We start from the raw sequence: 19,508 nt of genomic DNA on the forward strand, positions 1-19,508 counted from the left end.
ATTATGTTTTAATTATTTGCTTATTATTTAAAAGGAAACATTTAATCCTATCGAAATGATTCTTGATGGCCTAAAGTCATCACCATCAGTTGTTCCCGACAAGTTATATTGAGGATCGAGCCCGTCTCTCTTACTTTTAAGAAATAAATTTTCTCCAGTAAGTGATAATCTTAAATCATCAACACCTAATCTATCAGTAATAGAACTGTTAAAAGTATAGCCAATGTTAATATTTTTCAATGTCCAGAAAGACGCATCTGTTAAAAATCTGGAAGATTGTGACTGTACTAAATCAACATTTCCATTTTCCATCCTAGGCACACTAGTTACATCGTCCGGGTTACGCCAAGCATTGAGAATGTCCGGATGAAGTGAACTACCATAACGTCCACTGTGCATCATAGCCGCATAGCCATAGTCTAAATATTTACCCCCAATACCAAAAGTCATTAACACATTTAAGTCAAATCCTCTATAGCTAAAATAATTAGATACTGAACCTAACAAATCAGGTATAGCAGAGTCTCCAGTGTATGCTCGTTCAGTTGCCTCCCAATCATTTGTTGTTTCCTGATTTCCGTTAGCATCTAAAACAGGTACACTTTCACCATCTTCATTAATTTCATACATCCAGAACAGTTGATCTCCGTTGCTAGGATCTACGCCCGCAGTTTGAAGGATATAGAAGTCATAGACTGATCTTCCTTCTGCCCACCGTTTTGAACCATCTATGAAAGGATCAGGAATACTCGTTATTTCATTTTTAAAGGTTGAAGCCTGTAATGTCATATCCCATTTAAATCCACCCTTATTAATGAGATGTCCGGTTAAACCAAATTCAATTCCCGAATTGGACATATCGGCAATATTCGATGGCACAGTATTTAAACCATTACTTAAAGGTATTGGCAAATCATAAAGTAGATCCGTTGAAGTTTTCTTATAATATTCAATAGTACCATCAAGAAGATTATTGAATAACACAAACTCTAAAGCTACATCAAAACTACCAACAGTTTCCCATTGCAGCTCAGAATTACCTATTTCTGACCAATAAATAGCAGGGTTACCTGCGTTTGATGTCAAACCGTATCTTGGCTGAGACAGGAAGAAATCACCCAAATTATCGTTACCTACCTGACCATACGAACCACGTAGTTTCAAATGATTAACCCAATTCACAGCTTGCATGAAGTTTTCTTGATCTATCCTCCATGATGCACCAACAGAATAGAAGTTACCCCATCTTGATTCTTTATCAAAAACCGATGAACCGTCTCTTCTTACTGATGCACTAATATAATATTTACCATTATAATTATAATTTGCCCTTAAGAAGTAACCTTCAATAGTTTTTTCAGTAGTAGCTCCACCTAAACCAATTGGCTCTGCAAAATTATCAAATTCATAGATACCTGTGGCAACTTGCTTAATGGCTGAACCGTCAAAACCGGAAAAGATTCTTTGATAGCTTTCGTGCCCAGCAGTTAGTTCTACACTATGAACATCATTAAAGTATTTTTTAAATGACAAAACCTGATTGAAGTTTTCAACATCTCTCCGATACCGCTCTTCTCCATATCTTCCGGTTGGTTGTGCATCACCAATAATGTGGTTTTCATATTCTTTAACAAGACCTTCATTGATATCTCTACTGTATGTTACTCTAAAATTAAGACCTTCAATTATTTCAGCATCAGCAAAGAACCTAAGTCCGTATGTATTATTTTTTTGTCTCTCATCATTTAACAGTAATTCCTGAAGAGCATGACGACCTTGGTATATTGGCCTTGAACCAATGTTGTATTCAGAATACCCTTCACCTGCATCAAAGACAGGCTTTCCTCCGGCATCTAACACCAAGTTTCCATCTAAGTCATTTACATACACCGGGTAAATCGAGCCTATGTTTTTTGCAAATCCGAAAGGATTGGCAATACTACCTTCTCCTGCGGAAGTAGGCCCGGCAGATTCCGAAATAGTGATATTTCCACTACCACCAAGCTTTAACCAATCTGTAGCCTCAAACTCAGCATTTAAGCGTGAAGTAATACGATTAAAATTGGTGGTTACCACGTAGCCTTCTTCATCAAGGTAAGAAGCGGAGAAAAATACTTTATGCTTGTCGCCTCCACCACCGACATTAACATTGTAGTTTGTTCTCACTCCGGTCTGTTCCATTGCATCATACCAGTCAAGACTTTTATAAATTATCCTTGCACCTGGGTTTAACTTTCCATCAGTTCCTACAATTTGATTGTTCGCTACATTAAATGGATTATAGCCTAAGTTATTGTAAATATTTGCAGAAGCATAGGCAGGATCTCCACCTCCTGCACTTGAATTCTTTAAAGCTTCCCACATTGTTTCATAATATTGCCCCGGAGAAACTTCATCATAATTTGAAATAGCTCTGCTAACCACACCAACCTGAGCAGATACAGACGTTCTTATTGCTCCTTTTGTACCACTCTTAGTAGTAATCATTACAACACCATTAGCCGCTCGCGACCCATACAAGGCTGTTGAAGAGGCATCTTTAAGAATAGTAAAAGACTCGATATCATCCTGACTAATCGTATTTAAGGAACCCTCATACTGCACACCATCCACAATATATAATGGATCTGTACTACCATTTAAAGTTCCTACTCCGCGTATAACAATATCAGGTGATGAACCAGGTTGACCTGATGCAGACGTAAATTGTATCCCTGTTGCTCTACCCTCAATGGCAGCAATTGGAGAGGTCACATTTCGAGATGATAATTCTTCCGCTCCCACTACGGCAGCAGAACCAGTAAACGCCTCCTTAGTTGTTGTTCCAAAAGCAGTTACTATCACCTCCTCCAATCCAAGGGCATCTGACTCTAAGACCACATTAATTGTGACTTGCCCGTTAAAAGCCACTTCTTGAGTTGTCATTCCTACAAACGAGAATACAATAGTTGCTGCATCATTTGGAACGGAGAGCGTAAAAGTACCATCGGGTAAAGTAATTGTACCAATGGTTGTTCCTTTAACAAATACAGATACGCCAGGTATAGGAGTTCCGTCGGCTGCATCTGTAACAGTTCCGGTAACATTAGTATTTTGAGCTAATGCCTGTAAACCCACCAGAACTATAAACGAAAGTGCAAATAGTACTTTCTTCATAGATAAAAGGTTTAAAATTAATAAATAGGATAATTATCCGTTATTTTTTCCGAATACAATATAACACTATTTGCCTTATTTTAAAACTTTTTAACTTTTGATACGTATACAGCTATTTCACACCTCATACATAATATTATTTTATAGCGCTACAAAATAAACTGATAAAAATCAGTTTTTCAGATTACCACTGCACATATAAGCTTTTCAAAGCCACTTATAACAACCTTAATATTAACAGTATCCGACATATGCAGCCATAAAAAAAAGGCAGCTGATAGCTGCCTTTTTTATAAAAAATTTCATCAATCTATTTATACCTCAAATCATTTACAAGATTGACTTGTTGAAATCACAATGACTAGTATTTTGGATTTTGAGCTAATTCCGGAGAAATATCCCTTTCACGCTGCGGAATTGCCACAATAATCCTGTAATCATCGTAATGTACATTTCCAACCGAAGGAGATGTAATAGACTTCTTATTTCGCACTAAATCAAACATACGATGATTCTCACAGAACAACTCCCTTCTTCTTTCGTCGAGAATCTCATCCAAGTTAACTGATACAGCATCTACATATGAGTTAATTCTATTTTTTCTTAATTCATTGTAGTACCAAACTGCATCATTTGAACCGCTTGCTACTCCTCCTTTTAGTTTGGCTTCAGCTGCAATTAAATAAACCTCAGATAGTCTGATAACCTTAGCATTATTAGTATACAAGGGAGTACTGGTTCCCTCTTGACCTTCGTACTTAACTGTGTAATAAGCAAGGTAATCACCATCCAAATCCTTTTCTCGAATAGATTGTGAACGAATATCGTCAGTTTGCTCTAACAACCACTCTGCATATATATCACTTGCTGAGCATTCAGCATATCCATCTGGATTTGTATAGTAACCTAATGAATTTCGTTGAGCATTCTCATTATCAGTTACTGTAAGCTCAAACAAAGACTCACTTGTTCCTGTTTTTGCCCAAACACTCAAATAGTTATCCTGAGTATATAATGCATAATCACTATTATCAATAACATCATGAGCCAACTCTAATGCAGAATCATATTCTCCTAGATATAAATAAACCCTGCTTAACAAGGCTTTTGCTGCCCATTGGTTAATCTTTCCTGACGCCTCAACCTTCTTCTCTGATAAAAGAGGAATTGCCTTCTCCAGATCAGCCACTATAAAATCATAAGTTTCCTTAAGCGTTGAACGCTTAAACTTTTCAGCAACTCCGTAATATGCATCATTCAAGACAATCCCTGAATTCTGAGCATTCAAATCCGCAGCTACCCCAGGTAATTGTGCGTATGTTCTTGCAAGTTCAAAATGACATAAAGCTCTAATTGCATACAGCTGACCGACTAAGCTTTCAAACTCCTCTTTATTTTCGTCCTTATCACTAATCCCATCAAGGAATAACATTACATTATTAGCTCTTGCTGAAGTGTAATAGAAACGCTGATATATACCGCTTGCTACACCAGAGTTAGCATCCGTTTGAAAAATCACTATAGGTTGAAAGTGGTTTGCAGACAAATCCCTTAACTGAACATCACCTCCTTTACCATCAGCATAAATGCCATAATCACCAGCATACCCGTAACGATGAACCAAAGTGCTATACACTCCGTTAACGGCCTTATTCAGGTCATTCACATTACTAATTGCCTCTTCTCCAGGAAGACTACCTGAAGGCAGTTGCTCCAATTCATTAGTACAGCTTGCAAATAATCCTATTAGCAATACTATTATATATAAATTCTTCATATTTCCTTATTATTTTAGCTTCTTAGAATCCAACATTAACTCCAAAAGAATAAGTACGAGCAAGAGGAGTATCTACCGTACGATAACCATTTAAAGACACTTCAAGCTCCATATCCTTTGTAGCTGCATACAAATATGCCAGATTATTAACATTAAAGCTAACAGATACGTTATCAACACCTATTTTCTGATACCAATCCTTTGGCAAATTATAATTTAATGAAACTTCTTTTAAACGGATATGATCAGTCGAATGCAGATGTCTAGTTGACCATCTATCAGATCTTAACGAACTACCAATAACTGGCCTTGGGTTATCCACGACATCTCCAGGCTTCTGCCAATAGTTACCTGCAACATCCTCGTGCAAGTTAAAGCTGAAGTTTCTTACTCCATCATGGTGTGAGAAATAGCCAGGATAATCAAACAACTGACCACCAAATTGATAAGTCATTAATACGTTCAATGAAATTCCCTTCCATGTGAATGTATTTGAAAATCCACCAGAAATAGTTGGGTAAGACGCACCCTGAGGTCCCCTGCCAGCTTCTGAATATACATACGTCATATTATCATCCGTTGCAGGCTTTGATGGATCAATCAGAAATTGACCAAGTCCACTCTGAGGATCAACGCCAACATATGTAGGCAGATAGAATGTATACAAATCCTCATTTTCACGATATAAATAAAGATTTCCATCACCGAGAATAATATCCTCACCACCAGGCAATTTCTCAACTTTTGCTTTCAAAGTAGCAAGAGACAAATCAACATCCCATCGAACCTGTGATTTTAAAACATCTTGACCATGGAATTCAAATTCTAAACCACTGTTAGAAATCTCACCATAATTTTGCAATGAACTACTCACCCCTGTTAAATATGAAGCTGGCACATTCAACAATAAATCTTTCGTGTATTTATTAAAGTATTCAGCAGTAAATGTAAATCGCTGGAAGAATGTCAAATCCAAACCTAAGTTAATATTCTGACTTTTCTCCCAACCAAGATCATTATTCGCTACCTGATCCAGATAAATTGCAGGGGCACCTCCATAAGCTCCTCCAAAATAATACAAGCCTAGATGCGAGTATGAACCTGTTGGCAATGCGCCATTTGTACCATATGAAAATCTAACTTTACCATCTGTGATAATCTCATTTTTAAAGAAATCTTCTTGAGAAAATCTCCACGAAGCAGAACCACTATAAAAAGTACCTTGCCTGTTATCTGCACCTAATTGTGAAGATTCATCAGAACGCACACTAGCAGCCAAATAATACTTATCCGCATAATTATAGTTTACATTTCCAATGTAAGAGATCATAAAGCGATTATAAAATCCACTTGAAACCTCGCGAGGCTGTGCATTCCCTAACTCGGGCAACTTATCTGTTGAATAATCAGATGCAGATGCAAATACATAGTTATTCTTGTAATCCTGAACCTCAAAACCTAATAATCCATTTACATTATGAACTTCATTAAAAGTTTTCATGTAATTGAACATATTAGTTGAAGTCATAGTAATAACTTCATTATCCTGCTTCTCTCCTAATCCATTTAAACTAGCTCCATCAATTGAATTTGGCCCCCAATAGTTAAATGATTTAACCGAGACGTAATCAACCGAATTTGTTGATTTAAATGACAACTCAGGCAAAATTTGAACTTTTGCTGCAATATTATTTAGAGCGCGGTAAGTTTTGTTTGTTACAGATGCTTCTTTTGGAGAAAGCGCGTGTATTGGGTTTTGAACACGTGCGTTAAATGATGCATCCATATTCAATGTGCCATCTTCATTATATGCATCCATCGTTGGATTTGAACTATATAACATCGAAAGCGGACTTGCAGTTGAAATACCTTGTCCTTGATCTGACTGGTCACCCCTACCTTCTTGCTCGGTATAAGACAATTGAGTTTTAAAACTTAGATCAAGCCATTTGCGAGCCTTATTATTTACGTTCAAGGTTGTACTATAGCGATCAAAATTACGATTCCGAACTATACCCTCTACCTTCTTGATTCCAACAGATGCATAGAAGTCTGTTTTTTCATTTCCACCACTTGCTGAAAACTGATAATCCTGATCACTTCCTCCATCATAAATAATATCACGCCAATCTGCTCCATTACGTTCTTCAGAAACATATGACCAACTAGGGTCCATATATTTAGATTCAGCCCAAGCTTTAGCATCTGCCTGAATTGTCGCATCACCATAATTTGGTTGACCGGGAACCAACGCCTTTTCTCCTTGCAAATAGTATCCTTCCAATGCTGCCTTATGATATTGTGCATAGTCCACTCCTGACATCATTTTGTATGAATCAGTAGCCATTTCAGACCATCCTTGACTTACCTTCAAGTTAAAACGAGTATCTCCTGACTTACCCTTCTTCGTTGTAATAATAACTACCCCATTAGCGGCTCTTGAACCATACAAAGAGGCAGCTGCTGCATCCTTAAGAATAGTCATTGATTCTATATCATCAGGATTAATTGTCGACAAGATGTTACTAGAAACTCTTGCTCCAAAATCACCCGTTGTCACAGGCACGCCATCAATTACATAAAGAGGCTGTGTAGAACCACTAATGGAGCCAATTCCTCGAATCTGAATTTCACCACTTGCTCCTGGATCTCCAGTTGTTGAAGCAACACGAACACCAGAGACCTTACCAGCAAGAGCCTTGTCGACAGATTCTGTTTTTGAAGACAGAATCTTTTCTGTTTTTACATTAGATGCTGAACCTGTAAAAGAAGATTTTTTTGCAGTCCCATAAGCTACTACAATTACTTCATCAACATCAACAGCATCACTCTGCATTGCTGCATTAATAACAGTTTGACCTGTATAAGCAATCTCTTGGGTTGTCATACCAACAAAAGAGAAAACAACAGCAGGCGCATCATTAGGAACCGATAAAGTGTACGTACCATCCGGAGTGGTAACTGTACCAATTGTTGTTCCTTTTACAAACACTGAAACTCCAGGGATGGGACTTCCATCTGTAGCGTCAGTCACTGTACCGGTTACATTAGTCGTTTGAGCCAAAACAGACTGCAAACCCAATATAACCAAAAACGAAAGTGCGAAAAGTACTTTCTTCATAGACTAAAGGTTTTAAATTAATATACTAGTTGTTTATAAAAATTACGCCACTAAAATAGTACTACTTCCTATTTAAAAATAACTACAATTCATGATTATAGTCATGCTATTTTTCTTTTGCTTTCAATTTGAAAGCACTATAGCAATTTACTATCTGATATTTTTTGCGGGCGCAAGTATAACAATTATTCCATAACTCTTATGTACTCTAGTATACAATTATTAGATTAACATTTTTTATCTACTTTTATCTCTTAATAAAAGTTGTCTTTCAAACTATTATTTTTAAGTTAATTTGTCTTAATTCCGAACTGTCTTTAGTTAATTTTCATTAATCTTTAAGGGCGGTAACATTCCGAAACAATCCTTAAAAGTGATATTGATATCATTCATCGAATTCGGTTTTTCGATTGAATAATTTTACTTTTGAAACCCAAATAAGCAGCAGGCAACCTTTGTGATATTGCCTTACTCATAATACTAGATTCAAACTTTTAAACACCAATACTTTGGCTAAAACAACAAAAGCTCCGGTTCAAACTCCCTTAATGAAACAATACTATAGCATTAAGGATAAATACCCTGATGCTATCCTGCTATTCAGAGTTGGGGATTTTTACGAAACCTTTTCAGAGGATGCCATTAAAGCCTCAGAAATATTGGGCATTACCTTAACAAGAAGAGCCAACGGAGCTGCATCCTATGTTGAATTAGCCGGTTTTCCTCATCACGCCTTAGATACCTACTTGCCTAAACTGGTAAGAGCTGGTGAAAGAGTGGCTGTATGCGACCAACTGGAAGACCCAAAAATGACAAAAAAGATTGTCAAGCGTGGTGTTACAGAGCTCGTCACCCCTGGTGTTGCCATCAATGACAATATATTAGAGCATAAAGAGAATAACTTTCTGGCCAGCGTACACATCGATAAAAAAGTAGCTGGTGTAGGTTTTTTGGATATATCAACAGGTGAGTTTCTGACTGCTGAAGGCTCATTTGAATACATTGAAAAATTACTAACCAATTTTAAACCTAAAGAGGTTTTATTTGAGAAAGGCAAACGAAAGGACTTTGAAAGCTATTTTGGTGACAAATACTATACCTATGCTTTTGACGATTGGGCATTTGCCACGGACTCGGCTCACGATCGCCTTTTAAAGCACTTTGAAACTAATTCGCTGAAAGGATTTGGCGTGCACAACCTCAGCTATGGCATAACGGCTGCAGGAGCTATACTGCATTACCTCGACCTGACTCAGCACCACAAAGTACAACACATCACTACACTGAGTAGAATTGATGAAGACAAATATGTGTGGCTTGATAAGTTTACCATACGCAACCTGGAGCTATTTTCATCATTGAACGAAGGGGGAAAATCACTTACCGAAGTAATTGACTGCACCATTAGTCCGATGGGCTCACGAATGCTTAAACGCTGGATTGCTCTTCCACTGAAAGATGTTAAGCCAATAGAAGACCGCCTGGGAGTAGTTGAACACTTCTTTAAAGAACCTGATCTCAAAAGCAACATCACCGATGAGTTACATTCCATTGGTGATTTAGAGCGATTGGTTGCAAAAGTAGCAGCCGGACGCATTACGCCGCGGGAACTCATTCAGCTAAAAACAGCCCTTTTTGCCATTGAACCTATAAAAGAAAGCTGCCTGAGAAGCACAAACGAGCATTTGCAACACATAGGTGACCAGCTTAATCCATGCACAACTATCCGTGAACGTATTCATAGAGAGATTGAAGCGGAGCCTCCAACACTTATAGCCAAGGGAGGCGTTATCCAAACCGGTGTTAATAACGAGCTGGATGACCTGCGCAAAATTGCCTATTCAGGCAAAGATTACCTGGCGAGCTTACAACAACGCTTAAGTGAAGAAACCAATATCACCAGCATCAAAATTGCCTTTAATAATGTGTTTGGCTATTATATTGAAGTCAGAAACACGCATAAAGACAAAGTTCCTGCTGAATGGATTCGCAAACAAACCCTGGTGAATGCCGAACGATACATCACTGAGGAACTAAAAGACTATGAATCGAAAATACTGGGGGCCGAAGAAAAGATTCAGGCCATTGAAACAAAACTGTACAACGATTTAGTACTGGCGCTCTCTGAATTCATTCCGGCCATTCAGCTAAATGCTATTCTTCTTGCTAAAATTGATGTATTGATATCTTTTAATAATCTGGCAACAGTATCAAAATATGTTCGCCCGGTCATTAATGATGAACTGGAATTAAGCATCAAGGCAGGCCGACATCCGGTGATTGAAAAACAGTTACCCGCCGGTGAAGAATATGTACCCAATGATCTTTACCTTGATAACGACAAGCAGCAAATCATTATCATCACAGGACCGAATATGGCCGGTAAATCAGCTCTTCTTCGTCAAACGGCACTTATCACACTATTGGCACAAATAGGCTGTTATGTGCCAGCTGAGTCAGCTACCATCGGAGTAGTTGACAAAATATTCACACGTGTAGGCGCTTCTGATAACATTAGTTTGGGTGAATCAACATTTATGGTGGAAATGAATGAAGCCGCCAGCATCCTGAATAATCTGACTCCCCGCAGCCTGGTTCTATTTGATGAATTGGGACGAGGCACCAGTACTTATGACGGCATCTCCATTGCCTGGTCTATTGTGGAATATATCCATGAACATAAGCGCGCCGGAGCTAAAACACTTTTTGCAACTCACTACCATGAGCTCAATGAAATGGAGAAGACTCATAAACGTTGTAAAAACTATAATGTTTCGGTAAAAGAGGTTGATAATAAGGTGATATTCCTGCGCAAGCTGGTGCCAGGTGGCAGTAACCACAGCTTTGGTATTCATGTGGCTAAAATGGCCGGAATGCCAAAAAGTGTCGTTAACCGGGCCAACGATATATTGGGCGAGTTGGAGAAGTCAAACCGCAAAGGTGAATTAAACAAACCAATGGATGACATCTCCAATAATCGCGAAGGCATGCAGTTAAGTTTCTTCCAACTGGATGATCCTGTTCTGACACAAATACGCGATGAAATACTCACCTTGGATGTAAATAATTTAACCCCTGTTGAGGCCCTGAATAAATTAAATGATATAAAAAGGTGGGTTGGAGGCAAATAGCTTCCAGTCCCTATTTTTTCTGCAAAAAATGATATTTTTTTGTTTGGAGATAAAAAAAAAGCCTCTATATTTGCATCCGCATTTGAGAAACAAACTCTGACACGCAGAGCGGGCAAATGACACTGAAAGTAGGACACCAACTAGGTTTGGTGAAATACAAAACTGCGAAAATAGCTCAGTTGGTAGAGCACGACCTTGCCAAGGTCGGGGTCGCGGGTTCGAGTCCCGTTTTTCGCTCCAAGGATGCCCGAGTGGTGGAATTGGTAGACACGCAGGACTTAAAATCCTGTGGCCATTAGGCCGTGCGGGTTCAAGTCCCGCCTCGGGTACCAATCTAGATTCATCTAGAACCAAAAGCGCTTAAAACGAATGTTTTAAGCGCTTTTTTGTTATCAGTAACTCCCAATAAAACATGTTCAAAACTGTAGTGTGAGTGAACAAGACGTGAACAGCCATTATTTTGGAATCCTGTTCACGCTAACACCTAAACCACTGGTTCACAGAATACAATTTGACTCATATTGATATTATTTGAACTTGGTTTTGAGATTTTAACTTTTCAACTTTCGTGAACAAAGTGAACAAGCTCAAAACCTTAAAAAAAGTATTGTTATGAGGTTTTATTTATGTTTTGCCCTGCGCAAAGAGAGGATTCGCAAAGATGGAACATGTACTGTCTTTGCAAGATTTACCTACAACAAAAGACGACTGGAACTTTCTACATCAGTTATAATCAGACCAGATGATTGGGACGAAGTCAAACAGTTAGTCAAGGATAACTCAAAAAATGCAGATACGTTAAACAATAGGCTAAAGAAAGTAGACACTGCACTTCATGACACTTATAATCGATTAGTGTCATCAGGAAAAACTTTTACTGTTGACGATATTAAAAATGAATTCCTTGGGAAAAGCGATTCGAAGGGTGTATTGGAGGTTTTTGATTATTATCTGAAGACAATTGAAAATAATATTGGTCATGGCTATGCCTACCGCACCTTAAAACACTATCGAGTTTCGCGCAAAAAATTAGCTGTGTTTATCCAGTCTCAACTTCGAAAGAAGGATATTCCAATTACAGATGTTGACTACAATTTCCTTAACCAATTTGACATACATTTGAAGACAGAATATGGCGTTCATCAGAATACAGCCTGGAATTACCACAAACACCTCAAAAGAGTGATGAATTTGGCCATTTCGATGGAATATATCCAAAAGAGTCCGTACAATCAGTTTAAAACAAAATTAGAACAGGCCAATCGTAATTTCCTAACCAAAGATGAGCTTCACAGACTCGAAACAAAAAGCCTAGAAATTGACCGACTATCCATCGTCAGAGATATATTCATTTTTGCCTGTTATACAGGCTTAGCCTATTCGGATATTTCGAAGTTAAGTCCGCGTCATATTCAAAAACGAGACGATGGTAACCAATGGATAATTATTAATCGAACAAAAACCAAGTCGCAATGCAGTATCCCCATCTATCCAAATGTTCTTAAAATACTTGAACGATACGCCGATTATCCTGAGGCACTTTTAAAAGGTAGGGTATTACCAGTTGCTTCCAATCAAAAACTCAATAGCTACTTAAAAGAGTTGGCAAACATCTGCAACATCAACAAAAACCTAACGATGCATATGGCCCGACATACTTTTGCCACAACTGTGACATTATCAAACGGGGTACCTATTGAAACGGTTTCAAAAGTACTTGGACATAAATCTTTAAAAATTACTCAGATTTATGCCAGAGTATTGGAAAATAAGATATCAGAAGATATGATGGCTATTAAAGGTAAATTGGGGATGTAATTGGCGCAACGTAAAACTTGAATATTGCCGACATGCTGACTTATTCTTTGGAGATACGATAGTTAAATATCTGAAGGTTACTAGAATGTATACATCTTCTACCAAAATGTTTAAGTGCCAAACATGCTTTACTCACGACCTTTGTATCATGATAATTTAAATTAAAAAATTGAATGATGAGCGACAAAAGATTTGGAAAAAAAGGTTGGACACCTGAGTTAATGAAGCCTCAAAATGGTAAAACATTTGTAATAACGGGAACTACAAGCGGTACAGGATATGAGGCTGCCAAGATACTTTTATCGAAAGGTGCCAAAGTGGTGATGCTAAACCGTAATCCTAAAAAATCGGAAGATACGATTGCTGCCTACAAAAACGAGCTTGGGAACAACATAGATGTATCGTACATCACTATCGATTTGGGCATACAGGATTCGGTAAAGAAAGCTGCTAGCGAGGTGCTAAATACCGTTTCGCGCATTGATGCACTAATGTGTAACGGAGCTATCGCGCAAGTACCCAAACAAGTAATTACTGTTGATGGCTGGGAAAGTCAAATGGGGGTGAATTATTTCGGGCATTTTACACAGCAGGCTTTGCTGTATCCTCTTATTGAAAAGTCGAAGGGACGTATAGTAACGGTTGGCAGCATGGGCTATAACATGGGTATTAAAACCATAAAGTTTGATGATTTAAACTGGGACAAAGACTATAAGGCCAATGATGCCTATAGCCAAAGCAAGTTAGCTCAGATTATGACGATTTATGAATTACAAAATAGATTGGCTGCAGCCGGTAAAACTGATGTGAAAGCGTATGCATGTCATCCCGGCTCTTCCAGAACAGCACTAATTAAAACAAGTGGTAGTTTTATGATGAGGCTAACCTTTGGCCTGATGAAATTATCCCCATTAACACAACCTGCTGAAAATGGTGCCTACCCAGCATTGATGTGTGCTACCGAAGAGGATTTAGATGAAAAAGGTTTTTACGGCCCTACAGGACGAAGCAATTGGGTTGGCCCAGTTGGAGCACATCATTTAGAGCCACATGCCAAAGATAAAGCTGTAGCCAAAAGGTTATGGGATTTATCGGAACAGGAAACAGGCATTAAATGGAACATTTAAAGCGAAAAACATGGACATATTAAAAACAGCAACCGACTGGGCAAGAGCCGAAGTATTTTCAACCACCTTCTTCATTATTGCAGGAGTTCTGTTTGTGGCGGCAGGCATTGGTTTTTGACAGTTAGGAAAAACCGATATGGCAAGAGCATACATCATTCCTACCCTGGTAGCTGGGGCCTTGCTTATGACCATTGGGTTTGGATTATTTTTTACCAACAAAACACGAATTACGAGCTTTGAGGCCCACTACCATCAGGATGTCTCAGCTTTTGTAGAGTCAGAAATGGTTCGTGTTGATAACACATTGAAAGAATACCAAACTGTAGTATTCAAAGCTATTCCGCTTATCATTATTGCTGCAGCTTTGGTCCTCTTATTTATAAACACGCCTGTTTGGCGGGCAATAAGTATCACAACCATTGCTATGCTAATTGTTATTTTATTGATAGATGGAACAGCCCACGCCCGAATTGCGGACTATAAAGAACAATTAGAATTAGTAGAAAATTAAGAAAAAATGCAAATATTATACTTTACAGCCACTGGAAACAGTTTACACATCGCCAAATCGTTAGGTGGAGAATTACTTTCTATCCCACAAATGATTAAAGCAGGAAGGTACGATTTTACCGACGATAAAATTGGTATTGTTTTCCCGCTTCATGCCTGGGGAGTACCCTCTTATGTGGTTGATTTCTTGAAAAAAGTAACTTTTAACAGCAATTATCTTTTTGCTGTAACAACCTATGGCATATACTCCGGTGCAGTAGCAAAACATTTAACCGACATTGGTAATGAGGCAGGATTCTGGTTTGACTATATCAATAGAATAAAGATGGTAGACAACTATTTACCTACCTTTGATATGAAGAAAGAGATGGAAAAGGAGCCTAAAAAGCAGATTGAAAAACAACTGGCAGCGGTTAAATCAGATATTGATGCTTCTAAAAAATGGATTTTAAAAGAATCGTTCATAGATAAAGCCATGTTTAATTATATGGCCAAAAGAGGGAACAAACCTTTTAATGAGAAGCGTTTAAAAGTTCATGTATATGGCGAAGGAATTGAAAATTACATGTATATAGAAGATAGCTGTACACAATGTGGAATGTGTGCCAAAGTATGTCCGGTTGATAATATAAAGATGGACACTGAAAATGGAAAGATTGTTTTAAGCGATAAGTGTTTTATGTGTTTTGCCTGTATACATCACTGCCCATCAAACGCCATTCATATTAAAGGAGAAGTTAATAGCAATAGATTTAGGAATAGTAACATAAAGCTAAGTGAAATTGTTAAAGCCAATAGTTAGCGTTTAATTATTCATATAATCTTATCAAGAACTATAAAAATGGCCAAAGTTGTTCTTGTAATGTCACATTAAATTTTGGGTAATGAATCATATAAACTTTAAAAATATTACGGAATTTAGTAAGGCTCAGCACTTACCTGAACCTGAGAATCCACTTTTTAGCATTGGAAATAAAACGTTAAATGCTGATGAAGTGCATAATTGCGTCGCTTCAAACGAAGAAGTTAGCTATACTAACCAGTTTTATCTTATCAGCCTTAAAAACATAGTTTCGGGCGAGATAATTTATGGTAGAACAAAGTACGACTGCAGCACCGGAACCTTATTGTTTTCTGCACCGAATCAAACCTACACAGTAAAAGACATTGTGGTTAGTTCAGAATCGTGGTTTATAGCTTTTCACGAAGATTTTATTCGCGGACTCGATATACAAAAGCGAATGAAGAAGTATAATTTTTTCAACTACAACGTAAATGAGGCCTTGCACCTTTCTCCTAAAGAAGAAAAAATTATCAAACTTATTTTTAAAGGGATTGAAGCAGAATATAATAACAACCAGGATGAGTTTAGTAAAGGAATTATTCTTTCGCATCTTGAAGCTTTACTAAAATATGCCGACCGTTTTTATAAGCGTCAGTTCTTGAACCGTAAGGAAATTAATAAAGCGCTGTTTACACGTTTCAAGGAAATACTGGATGCTTATTTCGATTCGAACCAACTGGAAGAGAAAGGAATACCAACGGTTGAATGGCTGGCAGGCCAGTTAGGAGTTAGTCACCGATATATGCGCGATACTATAAAGGCCGAAACAGGTAAAACAGCCATTGACCAAATTAATTGGTATTTAGTTGAAGAAGCCAAGAATTTACTTCTGTCCCCCAATACTTCAATCTCGGAAACAGCCTATAAATTGGGCTTTGAGTACCCTCAGTATTTTTCACGGCTGTTTAAGAAAAAAACCGGCATGAGCCCGAAAGAGTATATTGCGAATCCTTCAAATAATTAATCAACTGTGAAAAGTGAAACAGCCATGTTGACCAAATTGCAATATTTAAGGATTATGAACCTTCTCAACTCTAAATACCCTATCGTTGTAAGAAAGCTTTTCAAAAGCACCTGTTAAACACATCAATAGACTGACCATTTGCAAATCCTCTATAATTAAAAGGCCACCCGAAGGCAGCCTTTTGATGTGAATAAATCACAATACACAAACAAAATTACAGGTTAAATCAAAAATCATATAAATAACAACAGAAGCAACTTAACCAATCGCTAAATGAAACAAGCTGCCCCAGTGTTATCTTTCGAACTACTATTTTTTACCTTCTTACTTCAACTTATGCACAATAGCAATTGCTTTTTTTACCGTTTCGGTCAATGATGCATAGTTACCTGAAGCGATTACTTCTTTGCTAATCAGTTGTGACCCCATCCCCACACAATGAACGCCGGCCTTAAACCAGCGACTCAGGTTTTCTTCGGTTGGCTCCACACCGCCAGTTGGCATAATGCTCGACCATGGACAAGGCCCTTTTACGGCTTTTACAAATTCGGGCCCGCCAACCTGTTGCCCCGGGAAGATCTTCACTACCTCGGCTCCCAACTCTTCGGCTTTTGAGATTTCACTCAACGAACCACAACCTGGCGACCAGCTAACTTTACGTCGGTTACACATTTTAGCCATCTCCTCGTTTAAGATTGGCGACACAATAAAATCGGCCCCCAACTGCATATATAATGCCGTGGTAGCTGCATCGATAATGGAGCCTACACCCATGGCCATTTCAGGTAACTCCTGCCGCACATACTTAGTTAACTCACCAAACACCTCGTGGGCAAAATCACCGCGGTTGGTAAATTCAAACACACGGGCACCACCTTCGTAACAAGCTTTTAGCACTTGCTTACAAATTTCCACATCGGCATGATAGAAAACCGGTACAATACCTGTTTCTTTCATTTTGAGGGAAACGTCTATTCTTGAAAATTTTGACATAACTCAGTTGTTAGATAGTAGTCAGTGGTCGGTAGAATTGTACTACTGACTAATAACTACTGACCATATACTTTTTATCTGCTCACACGACCTGAAGCATCACCACTCATTAGTTTCTCCACTTCGGCAACCGTTACACGGTTGTAGTCACCGTAAACTGTATGCTTTAAGCAAGAGGCTGCCACCGCAAAATTCAGGGCTGACTGCAAATCATCTTTGCAGGTTAACAGGCCATAAATTAAGCCGCCCATAAACGAGTCACCACCACCAACACGATCAACAATGTGAGTTATTTCGTAGCTAGGCGATTTGTAAAGCGTTTCTCCATCATACAGTACACCAGCCCAGCTATTATGATTGGCACTGTGCGAACCACGAAGGGTCGTAATCACTTTCTTCACTCGAGGGAATTTTGCCATGATTTTCTGGGACACTGACAGGTAGGCTTCTGCTTCCACATGTCCGCCTGTTACGTCAACACCCTCCGGATGAATATCCAGAGCCATGGCCGCATCTTCTTCGTTACCTAGTACAACATCACAACCAGCCACTAAATCAGGCATTACTTCGCCTGCTGTTTTACCGTATTTCCACAGGTTTTTACGGTAGTTGATATCAGTCGAGACTGTGATACCTCGTTTGTTGGCCGCTTTAATGGCTTCCAAGCAAACATCGGCAGCCGACTGTGAGATAGCTGGTGTTATACCCGTCCAATGAAACCAGTTGGCTCCGTCAAACACTATATCCCAGTCTATCATACCACTCTCAATCTCAGAAATGGCTGAATGGGCACGGTCGTAAACCACCTTACTGGCGCGACTAACGGCTCCTGTTTCCAAGAAATAAATACCCATGCGGTCGCCACCATAAACAATATCGCTGGTATCGACACCTAAACCGCGCAATTGCTGAACGCACGATTGAGCAATGTCATTCTCAGGCAAGCGCGTGATAAAACTCACAGAAATACCGTAGTTTGCCAGGGATACGGCTACGTTTCCTTCTCCTCCGCCAAAAGTGGCTGTAAATTCATCGGTTTGATTAAATCGTTTATATCCCGGTGTTGCTAAACGCAACATGATTTCTCCAAATGTTACAACTTTCATAATACAATTTGTTGTTTAGAAAATAAACACAGAGACACTGAGGCACTGAGTTTATTTTTATTAAAGGAACTTTGCGACTTCATGATTAACGGCTATAAGCCAAAGCACAATTATTTTTACATTTACTATTGCATAACAGATCTCTGCGATCATTTGCTTAATCTGCGTGAGGTTCTAAAACACCCACAACTTAATAGCCATCAAAACAATAGCTGCTAACACAATACGTTTGATCCACTTATCGCCTTTATTGACCGAGAAATGGCTGCCTAACCAACCGCCAGTAGCACTTCCAATGGCCAGTATAGAGCCGGCTTTCCAGTCAATCATGCCTTCGTAGATAAATACCCCCAAAGCTGCAACGGTGTAGATTAATGCCACTGTCACTTTTAAACTATTGGTCTTAACCAGTGAAAATCCATTGATTTTAACCAATGCCAGCATCATAATAAAGCCAATGCCAGCGTGTAAAAAACCGCCATAGATACCAATCAGAAAAAAAGCAAGGTAAGCCACTATTCTTCGATTCTTACTTAGGTTTTCTCCTTGCAAACTTTGGTAAGATGGATTAAAAGCCATTAAAATAGCCACCACCATCATCACAACAGACAAGATGCGGTTAAACAGTTTAGCAGGTATATCAACCGCAATATGGGCACCAATAACAGCACCCATGAGTGCGATACAACCCAAAACAACACCAAACTTCCCGGGCGATACGTTTTTCGCTTTAAAATTGCTGACTGCCACAATGTTTTGCGCCAGCAGCGCAATTCGATTGCTTCCGTTAGCAATGGCCGGAGGAAGACCTAAGAAAATCATCAAAGGCAATGTGATGAGTGAGCCTCCTCCGGCCACTACATTAATGAATCCGGCGCCAACACCCGCCAGCACCAGAATCACATAGTTTACTAAATCCAAAATAAAAAAACCTGTCGCAGCTCATTAACTGCACCTATTC

At 38.7% G+C, this 19,508-nt stretch carries 12 protein-coding genes and 2 tRNA genes; 8 read left to right on the plus strand and 6 right to left on the minus strand.

The window, feature by feature from the left end:
* Nucleotides 1-27 precede the first annotated feature (27 nt).
* From KDU71_RS16670 to KDU71_RS16680, 3 genes are all read right to left on the minus strand, one after another.
* Complete coding sequence (locus KDU71_RS16670) at nucleotides 28-3,156, minus strand: SusC/RagA family TonB-linked outer membrane protein (protein ID WP_212192232.1); 3,129 nt, start codon at nucleotides 3,154-3,156, stop codon at nucleotides 28-30.
* A 361-nt stretch (nucleotides 3,157-3,517) separates the two neighbouring features.
* Nucleotides 3,518-4,933 (minus strand): RagB/SusD family nutrient uptake outer membrane protein, encoded by a 1,416-nt coding sequence (locus KDU71_RS16675; RefSeq protein ID WP_212192233.1) that lies wholly within the window; start codon nucleotides 4,931-4,933, stop codon nucleotides 3,518-3,520.
* A gap of 22 nt (nucleotides 4,934-4,955) precedes the next feature.
* Entirely contained in the window at nucleotides 4,956-8,054 is a 3,099-nt protein-coding gene (locus KDU71_RS16680; protein WP_212192234.1) for a SusC/RagA family TonB-linked outer membrane protein, read from the minus strand.
* A 548-nt stretch (nucleotides 8,055-8,602) separates the two neighbouring features.
* Here KDU71_RS16680 and mutS point away from each other — a divergent pair.
* From mutS to KDU71_RS16720, 8 genes are all read left to right on the plus strand, one after another.
* Entirely contained in the window at nucleotides 8,603-11,185 is a 2,583-nt protein-coding gene (mutS, locus tag KDU71_RS16685; RefSeq protein WP_244828536.1) for a DNA mismatch repair protein MutS, read from the plus strand.
* A gap of 164 nt (nucleotides 11,186-11,349) precedes the next feature.
* A tRNA-Gly gene (locus tag KDU71_RS16690) sits at nucleotides 11,350-11,425 on the plus strand.
* 5 nt (nucleotides 11,426-11,430) lie between these two features.
* Nucleotides 11,431-11,517: transfer RNA gene (locus KDU71_RS16695), tRNA-Leu, on the plus strand.
* A gap of 280 nt (nucleotides 11,518-11,797) precedes the next feature.
* Complete coding sequence (locus KDU71_RS16700) at nucleotides 11,798-13,003, plus strand: site-specific integrase (RefSeq protein ID WP_212192236.1); 1,206 nt, start codon at nucleotides 11,798-11,800, stop codon at nucleotides 13,001-13,003.
* 176 nt (nucleotides 13,004-13,179) lie between these two features.
* Nucleotides 13,180-14,130: an SDR family NAD(P)-dependent oxidoreductase gene (locus KDU71_RS16705; RefSeq protein ID WP_212192237.1), complete on the plus strand. Its 951-nt coding sequence runs from the start codon at nucleotides 13,180-13,182 to the stop codon at nucleotides 14,128-14,130.
* A gap of 136 nt (nucleotides 14,131-14,266) precedes the next feature.
* On the plus strand, nucleotides 14,267-14,641 hold the full coding sequence (locus tag KDU71_RS16710) for a hypothetical protein (protein WP_212192238.1): 375 nt from the start codon (nucleotides 14,267-14,269) through the stop codon (nucleotides 14,639-14,641).
* Nucleotides 14,642-14,647: 6 nt separating this feature from the next.
* Entirely contained in the window at nucleotides 14,648-15,442 is a 795-nt protein-coding gene (locus KDU71_RS16715) for an EFR1 family ferrodoxin (RefSeq protein WP_212192239.1), read from the plus strand.
* A gap of 82 nt (nucleotides 15,443-15,524) precedes the next feature.
* Nucleotides 15,525-16,448 (plus strand): helix-turn-helix domain-containing protein, encoded by a 924-nt coding sequence (locus KDU71_RS16720; protein ID WP_212192240.1) that lies wholly within the window; start codon nucleotides 15,525-15,527, stop codon nucleotides 16,446-16,448.
* 324 nt (nucleotides 16,449-16,772) lie between these two features.
* Here KDU71_RS16720 and KDU71_RS16725 read toward each other — a convergent pair whose 3' ends face one another.
* The 3 genes from KDU71_RS16725 to KDU71_RS16735 form a co-directional block, all read right to left on the minus strand.
* On the minus strand, nucleotides 16,773-17,441 hold the full coding sequence (locus KDU71_RS16725; RefSeq protein WP_212192241.1) for a bifunctional 4-hydroxy-2-oxoglutarate aldolase/2-dehydro-3-deoxy-phosphogluconate aldolase: 669 nt from the start codon (nucleotides 17,439-17,441) through the stop codon (nucleotides 16,773-16,775).
* A gap of 74 nt (nucleotides 17,442-17,515) precedes the next feature.
* Complete coding sequence (locus KDU71_RS16730) at nucleotides 17,516-18,547, minus strand: sugar kinase (RefSeq protein ID WP_212192242.1); 1,032 nt, start codon at nucleotides 18,545-18,547, stop codon at nucleotides 17,516-17,518.
* A gap of 174 nt (nucleotides 18,548-18,721) precedes the next feature.
* Nucleotides 18,722-19,468 carry a sulfite exporter TauE/SafE family protein gene (locus KDU71_RS16735; RefSeq protein ID WP_212192243.1) on the minus strand — a complete coding sequence of 249 codons (747 nt, stop codon included), beginning with the start codon at nucleotides 19,466-19,468 and terminating at the stop codon, nucleotides 18,722-18,724.
* Between the last annotated feature and the right edge of the window lie 40 nt (nucleotides 19,469-19,508).

Source organism: Carboxylicivirga sediminis, assembly GCF_018156225.1.
In the GTDB taxonomy this organism is placed as follows: domain Bacteria; phylum Bacteroidota; class Bacteroidia; order Bacteroidales; family Marinilabiliaceae; genus Carboxylicivirga; species Carboxylicivirga sediminis.